This is a genomic window from Candidatus Ozemobacteraceae bacterium (genome assembly GCA_035373905.1).
Taxonomy (GTDB): domain Bacteria; phylum Muiribacteriota; class Ozemobacteria; order Ozemobacterales; family Ozemobacteraceae; genus MWAR01.
The window spans coordinates 1-13,549 of record DAOSOK010000069.1 but is presented as its reverse complement, the minus strand read 5'-3'; the positions used below and the strand labels follow the sequence as shown (position 1 = coordinate 13,549).

The window sequence follows — 13,549 nt, the reverse complement described above, 5'->3', positions numbered from 1 at the left end:
TCGGGTGTGTGGAACGTCAGCCGATATTCCAGATGGTTCCCGCCCACAGGCGGGCGAGGAAGTCTTCGTACGGCCAAATTCTGATGCCGTCGATCGTTCGGGCAACGGGGTCGCGGCTGATGAGGCAGTATTCTCTGACTTTTCCTTCTTCCCTCAAGCGTCTCAGGCCCTTCAGATGTTTGTCCTGGACCTGCCTGGTGCACTTGATCTCGATAGCGAGGTCATTGCCGACGATCAGATCGACTTCATCCCGGAGCGTGGTTCTCCAGTAACACAACGGAAGATCGATTCGTGCGAGGCTGAGGCAGGTTCGAATCTCGAGGATGATCCAGTGTTCAAAGGATGTGCCGAACGCGGGGTTCCCCTCGCTGATGGGGAGGCGCTTTGCAAGAAAATTGGCAACGCCGGGGTCGAAGAAGAAAAACTTCGAACGGGAGACGGCTTTGCGTTTGCTCGTTCCCGTAAAGGGGAGCAGTTCGAACCCGATGAGCGTGTCTTTCAGAATCTCGACGTAGTTTTCGATCGTTCGGGGCGGAACGCCGGAATCGCCGGCGAGGCTCTGGTAGTTCACCTCCTGGCCGTTCGCGGCGGCCATCACGTCGAGAAAACGGACGAAATTCTCGATTTTCCTGGTCAGAGCCTCGTTTTTCACCTCTTCGTGGATGTACAGGTGCGCGTAGGCTTTCAGCTCCTCCAGCGGGTTTGTCGAGAGATACACGCGAGGCAGGCCACCGAAATTCAGGAACCTCAGCAGATCGAAATTCGGGATCTCTGGCGATACGAGGGGGAAGAAGCCGGCCTGCCAGGCACGCCCGGAGAGCATATTGGCTCCTTGTCGCTTCAGTTGCCGGGCGCTCGAGCCCGTCAGCAGGAACCGGATGCCCCGCTCCTCGATCAGGCGATGGACTTCATCCAGGAGCCGGGGGAGTTTCTGAATCTCGTCGATGACAACCAGCGTGTCCCGCTCCCCGATCTCTTCGGACAATTGGCGGGGTCGCCTCAGAAACCGGTCGTAGACATCTGAATCGAGAAGATCGAACAGGCGTGCCTGCGGCAAGGAATGCCTGATCCAGCATGTCTTTCCCGTCGCCCTCGGGCCGAAGAGGAAGAAGCTGTTTTTCTCCAGCAGTGAATGCAGATCAATCTTTCGCGGCAGAATCTTCATCATCTTCAATTTACGGCAGCTTGATGCCGAAAATCAATAAAAATCGGCAACTCATTGCTGAAATTGGAGGGTCATGATACGATAGGGGTGATGTTGTGGTTGGAGGTAGTTCCTGTGGCACATCCTTTGAGATCACCTGAGCAGACGTATACGTATGCCGATTATCTGACCTGGCCTGAAGGCGAGCGTTGGGAACTGATCGACGGCGAGCCCTACGACATGACGCCGGCGCCGTCGACGGCCCATCAGATCGTTTTTCGGGGGCTTTTCCGTCAACTCGATGCCTGGTTTCTGGACAAACCCTGCCATCTTTTTTCGGCCCCCTACGATTTCCGGCTGGCGCGGGAGGGGGAGTCGGAAAATCAGATTCGTGACGTCGTGCAGCCGGACATCGCCGTGGTTTGCGCCCCAGATGGCGTCGATGAAAAGGGCGGCCGCAAGGCGCCGGACTTCGTCATCGAGATTCTTTCCCCATCGACCGCGAGCAAGGATCACATCGTCAAACGGCGCCTGTATGAGCGCCACGGCGTGAAGGAATACTGGCTGGTTCACCCCGACGAGCGCATCGTCACGGTGTATCACCTATCACCCGAAGGCACCTACGGCAAAGCCGACATCTTCGCCGGGGAAGACCTGCGCCTCGAAGTTGCCGCCTTTCCCGGGCTGACGATCGACTTCACGACCGTCTTCCCGCCTCGCCCGAACATCACACGCGAATCCCCCGCACGATACCTAGCCGAGCGGCAGGGCGAGCAAGGGAACGACAAGGAAGAACGGCACGGCTGACCTCGATGTCAGGCGCCGCAGCATTTTTTGTATTTTTTTCCGCTGCCGCAGGGACAGGGTTCGTTTCGACCTGCCGCAGGGGTAGAGATATTCGGGGGCGTGCGACTCGGCTCGGTCGTCGTCTGGGACGTTGCGGGCGAAGTCTGCGCGTAGGACCGGCCCGAGAGGCTGGATGCAACAGCAGGAATCGTTGGAACCTTTTTCAGCCACTTGGCGAACATTCGGCTGAGCAGCGCGGCGTTTCGGTCGAGTCTGGCATCGAGGTCGGGATAGGCCTCGCGCAGGGCATCGAAGATGCGGCTCAGCAGACCGGGATCAGCCGGGACAAGCCGTTTGGCCGGTGTCATCTGTCGGGTTGCGCGGTCATACAGGCAGAGTAGCGGGTTCTCGGGGCCGATTTCCGTGAAATCTCCCTCGGTGGGAAAAAATTGAAGATACGAGTTGCGGCAAACGCAGTCGGGATTGACGCAATGGCCATCCATTGCCATCCAGGGCGTTCCATCGAGGTCGAAGGCAAACCCTGGGTAGCCGCGGAAAATGCCGATCATATCGGCCATATTGTTCGATGAAACCATATCGATGGGAAAATCTGCCTCAACCGTTTCCGGGTCGATGGTTTCGTACAGATGTCGTTTCCAGCCCATGAGCTTGGCGATGATGACGTTCCAGTCCTCGCCGGACAACTCTCTTTGGAGTGCCTTGGCAAAGGACTTGGTAACGGCCATGACTCTTTTCCCGGAGGGCAGAGGTGTGACCTTTTTTCTTCTGGGATCGACGGTGACTTTGAGAAGCCTGGCCCCCGGGATTTTTTCGCTGGCGTCGGCGGTGAGCGGGAGGCAGGTCCAGGTCGTTTCAAAACAGGGGCAGGTCGGGCTCTGGCAGGCTGTGAACAGGCAGGAAAACCGGCGGTCGGCGAATTCCGGGGTCTTCAACGCGATGATTCCGGGCCGCGGTCCGGTCAGGGAGAGGCCGGAGAAGTCCCCGAGCGTCGCCTGGGGCGATTCTGGGCTTCGAATGCCGGGGAACAGCAGTCTGCCGGTCGTCCGTCGTTTTTCATCGACCGTGGGAATGGCCCAGAAGTCGTTCCATGACTGGAAATAATTGAACTGGCGATACTCGGCAAGCTCGATTCCGAAAATCTCCTCGGAGCGGCCGTCCGCCGCGGATTCGGCGTCGAACGCTGTTTTGTCGAAAACGACGGTTTGGCATGGGGTACAGAACCAGGCCTGATGGAACAGCCGTACCGACTCTCCCTGTTTCTCAAATCCCACCACCCGGCAGACCCGGCGCTGTGTCGGCTTGCCGCACCTCGGGCAGGTCGCGCACTCCGTGGGGCTGGAGCGGGAATAGCCGTGAAGAACGAGATCCACGTTCAGCGGAATGCCGGAGCGGTGAGCAAACTGATCCTCGATTTTCCGTCTGGCATCTTCGTTCAGCTTGCCGAAGGTCATTCCCAGAAGCATAGGTGCCTGTGAGCCGGGCGCTGTGGTCATTTGATAGCTCTTCGTGGGGTCGTCTCGCCTGAAGTATTCGGTAGGAGTGCCGTGCCGGGTTCTTTCCAGGCGACTCAGTCGGGTGGGGAACGGTCGCTTTTCGGGGGCTCCCGGTGGGAGCGGGGGCGTGGTGGGAAGACCGTGGCGAAATCGATCTCGAGGCCGGGCAGGGTGGCGACGGGGATCTTCGTTGCGTCTTCGATCAGACTGCCTTCAGCGAATCGGCCGGTGGTCTGATCAAAGATGTAGACGGTGACGGCGCGGCTTTCGGTATCGACGAGCCAGGATTCCCTCACCCCGGCCCGTTCGTATATGTATTTCTTCTTCACGTGATCGTATGAAGCCGAGCTGGGGGAAATGATCTCGATGATCATGTCGGGAGCGCCGCGGGTGAGTTTGCCCTCGATCTTTTCGGGGGAGAAGACCACGGAAAGATCAGACTGGACGACAGTGCGGATCTCGGCCTCGGCTTCGGTACTTTTGGGAAGCAGGACGTCACAGTCAGGAATCACCCTACAGGGCTTGCCCCGCAAAAACAGGCGAAGCTGCGTCACGAGGTCGGCAAACGCTTCCTGGTGATTCACGGTCGGCGAGGGGGACATATTGTAGGCGATACCGTCGATGATCTCCCAGCGCTCGTCGTCGGGCCAGGTCAGGTAGTCGGCGTAGGTGTAAAAGTCTTTGGGATCTGTTGCCGGGTGTGCCATTTTTTCTCCGCGATAACACGCAAATCGATGTCTTGCCAAGCGCCAGGGCGATTTGCCGGGGTCGAGGACTCGGTGACGGAGCCCGGAGCCTGGACGGTGTCAGTGTTTGCAGGTTGCCTGGAGCCAGCCGAGGCTTTTGCGATTGGTGACATACTCGCCGCGCGCGGGGCCGGCTTCGAGATTGCCGTCGAAAAAGGCGCGGCGGATTTCGGCCTGGGTCAGCCCGAATGCGCGCAGTTCGGCCGATTTCATCAGGACACCGGGCTGGAATCGGCTGGAAACGTCGGAGCGTGCGGTGCGGGGGGCGGCGGGTTTCGCTTTTGCTGCGTTCTTCGCCGGTTTCTCGGTTCGCACGGGCATGGCGGGTTTCGGCGGTTTCGCCGCTTTCACCGCTTTCTTCGCTTTCACCAGAACGGCGATTTTTTGCGGTTTCGCAACGTTCGCGACCTTCGCCGGTTTCACGGATTTCGTGGCGCTCGCGGCCGGCAAGGAGGGCGCCTTCTTCCCTGCAACGGGCTTCGGGACGGGCGTCGGCTCGAGGTCGATGTCGAACATCGCCGTGAGATCCGTCGAATCGGCAGGGAACAGGTCGTCGCCGTCGGCCGCGGTGTCGAGCGTGGTCAGCGAGCCGGCCATGGCGGTGATGATCTCCTGCGGATCGACCCCGCGAAGCTTGAAAAACAGCGCCGGGTCATCGTCGAACCGCACTCCTATGCCCATCATTGCGGCGGCGACGTGCTTGCACATGCCTGCGTAATCGGGACAGGAGCAGGTGAACGAGATTTGCTTCTTCTCCGGGAACAGGCCGTCGCCCGAGCGAATGAGGCGATTCATGACCGGGTCGGTGAACCGGCCGGCCATCAGATCGACCAGCGAGGTGATGTTCGCCGAGCAGTCCTTGATAAGCGATTTCCAAACGTCGGGTTGAAGAGGTTTTATATCGATTGATACATCATAAAGGCGCGTCCCTTGAACGAGGGCCGAGACCACCCCCTTGGCTATCTTGAGATCGATGACGGCGCCGTTTCGAAGATACGAGCGGCCGCGCGGCAGGCGATTGTCGTAATCGCTGAAGCGGGCGAGGTTCTCGGTCCAGGCGTTTCCCCACCAGCTGCGGCACAGGCGGCGGCCCTTTTCGGTGACCGTCACCGGGTCGAGCTTCCGGCCGCTCTTTTCAAGCTTTTTTCGCGCTTTTTCGGCCTGGACTTTTCGCTGAGCGACGGATATATATTGTGGAAAATAATAATACCCATGAAAACCAGCCACGCTCTACACTCCCAGAAAAGAAGATTCCTGTCATCTTACCATGCTTTCATGATGGATACAGACCCTGGTTCGCGTTTTTCAAGCGAAGTCGCGGCATCCGGAGTGAAACCCGGCCGTTCGTCCGAAGCCTGTCGAAGTGTGCCTCAAGCCCGTCGAAGGGGGGGAGGGGCTATCGTGCTTCGACAGGCTCAGCACGAACGGAAATCTGTTGCGTTCACCGAGGACGTCATGCCGTTGCCCTGACTCTGTTGTGCACCGCGAAAGCTATTCCTGCCCGGTTGAGGCATGGCGGAGGTCGAGGCGGACGAGTGACAGGAGCTCTTCGTTCGAGAGTTCGGTCAGGGCAGGCTCCGCGTCGCCTCCGAGCAGGCCTTCGGCAAGCGATTTCTTGCGCTCGATCAGGTCGGCGATACGCTCCTCGAGGGTGCCTCGGCAGACGAACGGGTGGACCATGACCGGGCGCTGCTGGCCGATCCGGAAGGCGCGATCGGTTGCCTGCGCCTCGACCGCCGGGTTCCACCAGCGGTCGACATGGATCACGTGGGAGGCGGCCGTCAGATTCAGGCCCACCCCGCCGACTTTCAGCGACAGAACGAGGAAGCCGATCCCGGCGTCCTCCTGGAATCGTTTGACGATCGCGCCGCGCTCGCGAATCTTCGTCTCGCCGTGAAGCGTGAGCCCCGTGTTCCCGAAGATGCCGGCCAGGAAGCTGGCGAGAGGGTCGACCAGCTCCCGGAACTGCGTGAAAACCAGCGCTTTTTCGCCCCGCGACGCGATTTCCTCGCAGATCTCGCGCAGACGCTGGAACTTGCCGCTGTGCGCCGGGTCATACCCGCCGTCCCCGAGCCAGTGCGACGGATGGTTGCAGATCTGCTTGAAGCGCGTCAGGAAGGCGAGAATGATGCCGCGCCGCTCCATCGGGTCCGTCGTCGCGATCTTTTTCGCGAGCTCGTCCACGCTTTCCCGATACAGGACGACCTGCTCTTTTGATAGTGAGCAGTATGTAAGTATCTCGGTCTTTTTCGGAAGGTCGGGGGCTACGCCGGGGTCCGTTTTCAGCCGCCGGAGGATATACGGCCGCACGAGGCGGCGCAGGGGGGCGAAGTCCATGCTGCCTGCCGCGCCCAGCGTCTTCACGAATTTTTCGAACTCTTTCGGAGAGCCGAGCAGGCCGCGATCGAGAAAGTCGAAGATCGACCACAGGTCGGCGAGCCGGTTTTCGACGGGGGTGCCGGTCAGGACGATGCGGCCGTCGGCGACCAGTTCCTTCACGGCTTTCGCCTGCCTGGTCGCTGGGTTCTTGATCGCCTGCGCCTCGTCGAGAATCACGACGCCCCACGATATCGCCCGAATCGATGCCTGCCGGATGAGGGTGCCGTAGGTGGTCACGACGAGGTCGATCCCCGAAAGATCCTGCGCGCCCAGCGTGGAAAGGGTTTTGGCGGAAACGGCCGACGGATGTGCGATCAGCAGCGTGCCGTCCGGCCAGAACCGACGGAATTCGGCCTCCCAGTTCGCGAGCAGAGAGGCCGGAACGACCAGCAGAACGGGTTTTCGCGGTGCGGCCGCGTCTCGCTTCAGCACGGTGAGCAGAGCGAGAACCTGAACCGTTTTTCCGAGCCCCATATCGTCGGCGAGACACGGGCCCAGGCCGAGTTTGAGCATGAACCACAGCCAGCGCAGACCGAACTCCTGGTAGGGCCGGAGCGTGCCGTGAAACTCGGGCCCCGGGCTGACGGCGGCGAGAATTTCAGGCTTCTGAAGCCCTTCAAGCGTTTTTTTCAGCCATGAACCCGATATGACGCGGGACCAGTCGGCGATCTCGCCGGGCAGGTTGCCGGAGAGGCCTCGATCTGCCCCGGCCATCAGCCGAAGACCTTCGCGGAACGAGATCTCCCGACCGCCGGCCGAGCGCACGCCCTGCCAGTAGTCGAGGACTCGCTGAAGCTTTTCCGAATCTATTTCGACCCATTTGCCACGCAGGAGAACCAGAGAGGCCTGTGCGTTGCGAATCTGTGCCCATTCCTGCTGTGTGAGCGGTTCGCCGTCAAACGACACCTCGACGGAAAACGAGAGCAGACCCTCGATTCCGAGCAGGGAGGGCGCACGTTCCCCGATCGTGACCTCGGCTTTCACCGAAGGGCGCGCGGAACGCCACCAGTCGGGTATCCGGCACAGAATCCCCGACTCTTCGAACGTCGGAATGTCCCGCAGGAACGCGAGCGCCTGGTTCGCGTTCCAGGCGAGAGGGTGGAAGATCTTCTTCGATTTCTCGAGCGCTGCGAGGAGGCTGCTTTTTTCCGCGGCCCGGGCGACGGGCTCGAGAAGCCTGCGCAGTTCCGACTGATTGCCGGCACCGGCGAATTCGCGGAGAGCCTCGGCAAGCGGGGCGTGGCGCGGCCGACCGTGGGCCGAAATGCCGGTCGTGTATGTCGCGAGAAAGGCGAACGGGCGGATGGGATCGTCGCGGCGCTCGGCGAGATGAAAACAGACCCTTCCGAGCAAGTTCCAGAGCGGGTTCTGAGTATGGATGAAGTCTCGAACGGTGCCGTTCCATGAAGCGCACTCGGCCTTGAAAGCCTGTCCGATCAGATTCCAGAGCGCTTCCAACCGCGCCAGTGACAAATACTCCGCGCCACGAAACGGCGGGGCATGGTCGATTCGATCGGCGGCTTCGTCGGCAGGGAAGGGGATGCGCGGATTTTTCGCGGCGTCCTCGAGATTCTCAAGCCGCGTCAGCCTGGTGACAAACGCGGCTCCGAAATCACGCCAGAACGCAAGCGAGGGCGGCAGGAGTGCCTGCGTTTCCACGAGGCCGAGATGAAACAGCAACGAGCCGCTTCCCCGTTCTGCCGCTCCGGAGATGCGCCTGATGAGTTTCATGTCGGCCGGAGGCGGTTCTTCTGGGATGTGCAGCAAAACAAGCTCGCCATCCGGCGAGAGCGCAAGATGGTTCCAGGTCGTTTCGGCGTTCATGTTTCACTACGAACGTGAAGATAGTATATCAACATGACTATTATACTCGGGCATCGCTTTGAGCGTGGGAAGATGCTGATCCTTAGCTGATACGATCGGATCTGCGACAGGCCAGGAGATGGCGAGGTCGGGGTCGTTCCAGATGATGCCGGTTTCGTGGGCGGCGGAGTAGACGTTGGTGCAGGAGTAGGTGAAGTCGACGTCGTCCGTGAGGGCGCAGAAACCGTGGGCGAAGCCGGCGGGAATGTAGAGGAGTTTCTTGTTTTCGGAAGAGAGGTTCGTGCCGAACCATGTTCCGAAGGTTGGCGAGCCGGGGCGGAGATCGACGGCGACGTCGAAGGCCTCGCCACGGACGACGCGGATCAGTTTGCCCTGGGAAAACGGTTCTCGCTGGTAATGCAGGCCGCGCAGAACTCCGCGTTTCGAGCGGGAATGGTTCTGCTGGACGAAACCCCCGACGATGCCGTGGGCTTTGAATCGCTCCTGGTGATAGGTTTCCATGAAGAAGCCGCGCTCGTCCTCGAATACCCGGGGTTCGATGATCCAAAGGCCTTCGATCGGTGTCTCGATGAATTTCATAGCAATCCGTTTGCAACTCGTTGGAGATACTGGCCATACTCGTTGTTGAGCAGAGGTTCTGCAAGCCTGAAAAGCTGCGAAGCGTCGATGAAGCCCTGACGGAACGCGATTTCCTCGAGACAACCGATCTTCAGGCCCTGGCGGGCTTCGACGGTCTGGACGTACGTCGAGGCGGCCATGAAGGATTCGTGCGTGCCGGTGTCGAGCCAGGCCAGGCCGCGGGGAAGCTTCAGCACCTGGAGGGTGCCCTGGTTCAGGTAGATGCGGTTGAGATCGGTGATTTCGAGTTCGCCGCGTGCGGAAGGCTTGAGCGTCGAGGCATACTCGACGACGGAGCGGTCGTAAAAATACAGGCCGGGAACTGCATAGGGAGATTTCGGCTGTTTCGGCTTTTCTTCGATGCTCGTTGCTTTTCCCTGCTGATCGAACGCCACAACGCCGTATCGTTCGGGGTCTTTGACGGGGTAGGCGAAAATGGCCGCGCCCTGGGTGAGATGGGCGGCCTCATGGAGCAGGCCTGTCAGACCGGCGCCGTGGAAAATATTGTCCCCGAGGATCAGGCACGACGGTTCGCCCGCGATGAACTCCCGGCCGATGATGAATGCTTGCGCGAGGCCCTCCGGTTTCGGTTGCTCGGCATACGAGAAGGCCATGCCGAGCTCTTCGCCCGTCCCCAGCAGTCGCCGGAACAGCGGGAGGTCTTCCGGAGTCGAGATGATCAAGACTTCCCGGATTCCAGCCAGCATGAGGGTCGAGAGCGGGTAGTAGATCATCGGTTTGTCGTATACCGGCAACAATTGTTTGCTGACGCAACGGGTGATCGGATACAGGCGGGTGCCGGAACCGCCGGCGAGAATGATGCCTTTCATCGTTCTTATGCCTTTGCCGAGACGAGTGTCTTTCGGTCGCCGTAGTTTCTGTCGACCCAGTGCTGGTATTCTCCCGACCTCACATGCTGAACCCACGTCGGGTTCTCAAGATACCATCGAACCGTTTTGCGGATGCCGTCTTCAAAACCGGTGCGGGGCTTCCAGCCCAGTTCTTTCGCGATCTTATCGCAATTGATCGCATACCGGCGGTCGTGGCCCGGGCGGTCGGGAACCGTCTTCTTCAGCGCATGGAGAGCATCGGACGAGCGGCCGGCCTGGCCGGCCACTTCGCGGATGAGGGCATCGAGCACGGCAAGGTTCGTCTGCTCGTTCTCGCCTCCGATGTTGTAGGTCTCGCCCGGCCTGCCGTTGCGCGCAATGGTCCAGATGCCTTCGCAGTGGTCGGTCACATACAGCCAGTCCCTGATGTAGAGCCCGTCTCCATAAATAGGCAGCGCTTTGTTTTCGAGCATGTTCAGGATCATGAGGGGAACCAGTTTCTCCGGGAACTGGTACGGGCCGTAATTGTTCGAGCAGTTCGACAGGGTGACGGACAAACCGTACGTGTGATGATAGGCCATCACCAGGTGGTCGGAAGAGGCTTTCGACGCCGAGTAGGGGCTGCGCGGCGCATACGGCGTCGTTTCGAAGAAGAAGCCCTCACTCCCAAGCGAGCCGAACACTTCATCGGTGCTGATGTGGTGGAAGTGGATGGATTTACCTTCTGCCTGGCGTTTCCGGGCTGCTTCCAGCAGGACGAAGGTTCCCATGATGTTGGTCTGGATGAACTCGCCCGGCCCGAGAATCGAACGATCGACGTGAGACTCGGCCGCAAAATGAATGATGCCGTCGATATCGAACCGCTCCAGCAGATCGCTGACAAGTGCTTTGTCGCAGATGTCGCCCTTGGCGAATACATAACGATCCCCGATGCGGGCGGCGATATCGGAGAGACTTTCTGCGTTGCCCGCATAGGTGAGCTTGTCAAGATTGACGATCCTGCCAGTGTAATCAGTATTGTCAAATATATATCTAACGAAATTAGATCCGATGAAGCCGCAGCCGCCGGTGACAAGGATGTTTTTGAAAGTTCGCATCGATTTTCCCGAAAAGGTGTATTTGATTCCCGCGAGGATGGTAACACCTCGGAACGTCACACGCAAAGACGGCGGCGAAGAATCACTGCAGTGAAAACCTTACGAGGGCGTTCGTTCCGTCTCCAGAAAACGTTCGAGGTTGTTCCGCCAGGGATGGACGATGAAGCCAAGCAGATTCCGAACTTTCGATTTGTCGAACGCCGAATTTCTGGGACGTGCCGCCGGGAGGGGGTAGGCTTCGGTCGGGATGGGTTCGATCGGGATGGGCTTCGTGAGCAGGCCCAGCCGAAGGGCTTCGTCGTGGATGGCCGTGGCGAACTCGTGCCAGGAGATGATGCCGTCGTCGGCGTAGTGGTAGATGCCGTATCGGTCGTCGCTTCTTGTGATGAGGCGGACGAGGTTCTCGGCCAGAGGCAGCGTCCAGGTCGGCGAACCGGTTTGATCGGAAACGACGCGAAGGCTCTCTCTTTCGCGAAGCAGGCGAAGCATGGTGCGGACGAAGTTCGGCCCGTGCCGACCATAGAGCCAGCTGATGCGGAACAGAAAGAACCTGTTTGTCGATTCGGCGATCCGCTTCTCCCCTTCCAGCTTGGTTCGTCCGTAGACGGAAAGCGGGGAGGGGCGGTCCTCCTCGTTCCATGGGCGGTTGCCGGAGCCGTCGAACACATAATCCGTCGAGAAATGCACCAGCGGAATTCCGAGACGGTGCGCAAGTCGTGCGAGATTGCCCGGGCCGTCGGCATTCAGCTTTCGCGCCGTCTCGGGCTCGGATTCGGCCTTGTCGACGGCCGTGTATGCCGCACAGTTGACCAACCATGTCGGGCGGTGTTCCGTCGCGAAACGATCAAGAGCGTCGGGGTTCGTGATGTCGACGTCGCGATCCGAGCCTATCCAGGGAAGAGCGGCGCGCGAAGCCGCCTCTCCGAATTCCTTGCCCAGCATTCCATTACAACCGGTGATCCAGATGTTCATGTGCGTTTTCGGTGTGATTTCTGCGCGGCCGGCGATGCGACATACGACGCCGGACTTTGCCGCACGACTTTTGGCGGCTCGGGGGGGAAGACCTGGTCGAGGTCGACTCCGAGGCCGGGAAACTGGCGGCTTTTCAGTTTCATCGTGCGATCAAGGATGTCGGGGCGGCCATAGCGCTTTCCGGATTTCAGGGTGAACGACATCAGGATGCCGTCCGGTGAAATGATCCAGTATTCCTTCACACCGTGCTTTTCATACAGATTCAGTTTTCGAAGCTGGTCGTGAGCGGCGGTCGAAGGGGACAGAATTTCGACGATCAACTCCGGGGCCCCGCGGCATCCGCGCTCGTCGAGTTTCGATTGATCGCAGACGACGACGAGATCAGGAATGACCACCGTATCGACCTCTTCATCTTTTTCCTGGCCTTTCGGCAACCTGATTCCGAAATTTCCAATATGAACCTCACAAGGGCTGCCGTGAAAATGATTGGTGAGGATGCGGGCAAGATTGGTTGAAACGAGGGAGTGCCACCGGTTCGGTGTGGTCATGGCATACGCCTTGCCTTCGATCAACTCCCAGCGCTCGTCATCAGGCCATGAAGAAAGATCTGCATACGTATATTTCGCGTCAGGGGATGCAAGCGGATGTGCCATGTTTCTCAGCCTCTGTCTTCTGATTTCACCATTGCACGTTGAATCCTGCATGGTGAAGGACAACCGTTCGCCCTGTGCTTGTCGAAGGGCGTGAGACCATTCGTGCTTCGACAGGCTCGGCACGAACGGAAGCATTGAATGTTTTTTTCAGGACACAATAAGACCAATGCAGGTGGACAGCCGACATTCAGCTTTCCGGGAGATCGTGAAGCAGGCGGGCGAGCCAGAGGGCGGGGGAGCTGTCGCTGGGGGCGCGCCAGTCGCCGCGGGGGGAGAGGGAGCCGCCGGAGCCGACCTTGGGGCCGTTGGGGACGCAGCTGCGCTTGAACTGGGAGGTGCCGAAAAAGCGACGGAGGAAGACGGCGAGCCAGTGCCTGATGTCTTCGAGGGAATAGGCGTGGCGCTCGTTTTCGGGGATGCCGGGGGGCCAGAGGCCCTGGGCGGCGTCGCGCCAGGCGTTCCAGGCGAGCCAGGCGATCTTGGCGGGCGGGAAGCCGAAGCGGGAGACGTAGTAGAGATTGAAATCCTGGAGTTCGTAAGGGCCGATGATCTCTTCGGTGCGCTGGTGGGGTTTGTCGTTCGTTTCGGCACCGGCCGGGGGAGGGACGAGTTCGGGGGAGATCTCGGTCGAGAGGATGTCGTTCAGGAGACGGCTCGCATCGGTGCCGAACTCGCCCGATGACGCGACCCAGCCGATCAGGTGCCGGATGAGCGTTTTGGGCACCGAGGCGTTCACGTTGTAGTGCGACATGTGATCGCCGACCCCGTAGGTGCACCAGCCCAACGCCAGTTCGCTCAGGTCGCCCGTGCCGAGAACCAGGGCACCGTGCATATTCGCAAGCCTGAACAGGTGCGACGTGCGTTCGCCCGCCTGGACATTCTCGAAGGTGACGTCATACGCCGGCTTCCCTTCGGCAACGGGGTGGCCCAGGTCGCGCAGCATCTGCTCGCAGGACGGCCGGATATCGATCTCGCCGGAGGTCACG

At 60.0% G+C, this 13,549-nt stretch carries 12 protein-coding genes; 1 reads left to right on the top strand and 11 read right to left on the bottom strand.

From position 1 onward, the window contains the following. Positions 1-16: 16 nt before the first annotated feature. Complete coding sequence (locus PLU72_19900; protein ID HOT30447.1) at positions 17-1,165, bottom strand: AAA family ATPase; 1,149 nt, start codon at positions 1,163-1,165, stop codon at positions 17-19. Positions 1,166-1,279: 114 nt separating this feature from the next. Here PLU72_19900 and PLU72_19895 point away from each other — a divergent pair, with 114 nt between their 5' ends. Continuing rightward, positions 1,280-1,951, top strand: a complete 672-nt coding sequence (locus PLU72_19895) for a Uma2 family endonuclease (GenBank protein ID HOT30446.1) — start codon at positions 1,280-1,282, stop codon at positions 1,949-1,951. A gap of 8 nt (positions 1,952-1,959) precedes the next feature. Here the strand turns inward: PLU72_19895 and PLU72_19890 are convergent, their stop codons facing one another. The 10 genes from PLU72_19890 to nadE form a co-directional block, all read right to left on the bottom strand. Then, positions 1,960-3,444: an SEC-C metal-binding domain-containing protein gene (locus tag PLU72_19890; protein ID HOT30445.1), complete on the bottom strand. Its 1,485-nt coding sequence runs from the start codon at positions 3,442-3,444 to the stop codon at positions 1,960-1,962. A 74-nt stretch (positions 3,445-3,518) separates the two neighbouring features. Beyond that, positions 3,519-4,151, bottom strand: coding sequence for a Uma2 family endonuclease (locus PLU72_19885; GenBank protein HOT30444.1), 633 nt, complete (start codon positions 4,149-4,151; stop codon positions 3,519-3,521). A 99-nt stretch (positions 4,152-4,250) separates the two neighbouring features. Then, positions 4,251-5,417 carry an SWIM zinc finger family protein gene (locus PLU72_19880; GenBank protein HOT30443.1) on the bottom strand — a complete coding sequence of 389 codons (1,167 nt, stop codon included), beginning with the start codon at positions 5,415-5,417 and terminating at the stop codon, positions 4,251-4,253. A gap of 264 nt (positions 5,418-5,681) precedes the next feature. Continuing rightward, positions 5,682-8,393, bottom strand: a complete 2,712-nt coding sequence (locus PLU72_19875) for a DEAD/DEAH box helicase (protein ID HOT30442.1) — start codon at positions 8,391-8,393, stop codon at positions 5,682-5,684. 6 nt (positions 8,394-8,399) lie between these two features. Next, a complete protein-coding gene (gene rfbC / locus PLU72_19870) occupies positions 8,400-8,972 on the bottom strand; it encodes a dTDP-4-dehydrorhamnose 3,5-epimerase (GenBank protein HOT30441.1) in 573 nt (190 codons plus the stop codon). Beyond that, on the bottom strand, positions 8,969-9,841 hold the full coding sequence (gene rfbA / locus PLU72_19865; protein HOT30440.1) for a glucose-1-phosphate thymidylyltransferase RfbA: 873 nt from the start codon (positions 9,839-9,841) through the stop codon (positions 8,969-8,971). The genes rfbC and rfbA overlap by 4 nt, the downstream gene beginning before the upstream one ends. A 5-nt stretch (positions 9,842-9,846) precedes the next feature. Beyond that, on the bottom strand, positions 9,847-10,938 hold the full coding sequence (gene rfbB / locus PLU72_19860; GenBank protein ID HOT30439.1) for a dTDP-glucose 4,6-dehydratase: 1,092 nt from the start codon (positions 10,936-10,938) through the stop codon (positions 9,847-9,849). 99 nt (positions 10,939-11,037) lie between these two features. Further along, the gene (rfbD, locus tag PLU72_19855; GenBank protein ID HOT30438.1) at positions 11,038-11,910 is read right to left on the bottom strand and encodes a dTDP-4-dehydrorhamnose reductase; all 873 of its coding nucleotides are present in this window, start codon (positions 11,908-11,910) and stop codon (positions 11,038-11,040) included. Beyond that, positions 11,907-12,563: a Uma2 family endonuclease gene (locus PLU72_19850; protein HOT30437.1), complete on the bottom strand. Its 657-nt coding sequence runs from the start codon at positions 12,561-12,563 to the stop codon at positions 11,907-11,909. The genes rfbD and PLU72_19850 overlap by 4 nt, the downstream gene beginning before the upstream one ends. 187 nt (positions 12,564-12,750) lie before the next feature. Next, positions 12,751-13,549: NAD(+) synthase (gene nadE / locus PLU72_19845; protein HOT30436.1), on the bottom strand; the 799-nt coding region annotated here is incomplete at its 5' end.

Coding starts and splice junctions, on each gene's coding strand:
- PLU72_19900 (HOT30447.1), bottom strand. CDS start 1,165: ATGAAGATTCTGCCGCGAAAGATTGATCTGCATTCACTGCTGGAGAAA.
- PLU72_19890 (HOT30445.1), bottom strand. CDS start 3,444: ATGACCACAGCGCCCGGCTCACAGGCACCTATGCTTCTGGGAATGACC.
- PLU72_19885 (HOT30444.1), bottom strand. CDS start 4,151: ATGGCACACCCGGCAACAGATCCCAAAGACTTTTACACCTACGCCGAC.
- PLU72_19875 (HOT30442.1), bottom strand. CDS start 8,393: ATGAACGCCGAAACGACCTGGAACCATCTTGCGCTCTCGCCGGATGGC.
- rfbC (HOT30441.1), bottom strand. CDS start 8,972: ATGAAATTCATCGAGACACCGATCGAAGGCCTTTGGATCATCGAACCC.
- rfbA (HOT30440.1), bottom strand. CDS start 9,841: ATGAAAGGCATCATTCTCGCCGGCGGTTCCGGCACCCGCCTGTATCCG.
- rfbB (HOT30439.1), bottom strand. CDS start 10,938: ATGCGAACTTTCAAAAACATCCTTGTCACCGGCGGCTGCGGCTTCATC.
- rfbD (HOT30438.1), bottom strand. CDS start 11,910: ATGAACATCTGGATCACCGGTTGTAATGGAATGCTGGGCAAGGAATTC.
- PLU72_19850 (HOT30437.1), bottom strand. CDS start 12,563: ATGGCACATCCGCTTGCATCCCCTGACGCGAAATATACGTATGCAGAT.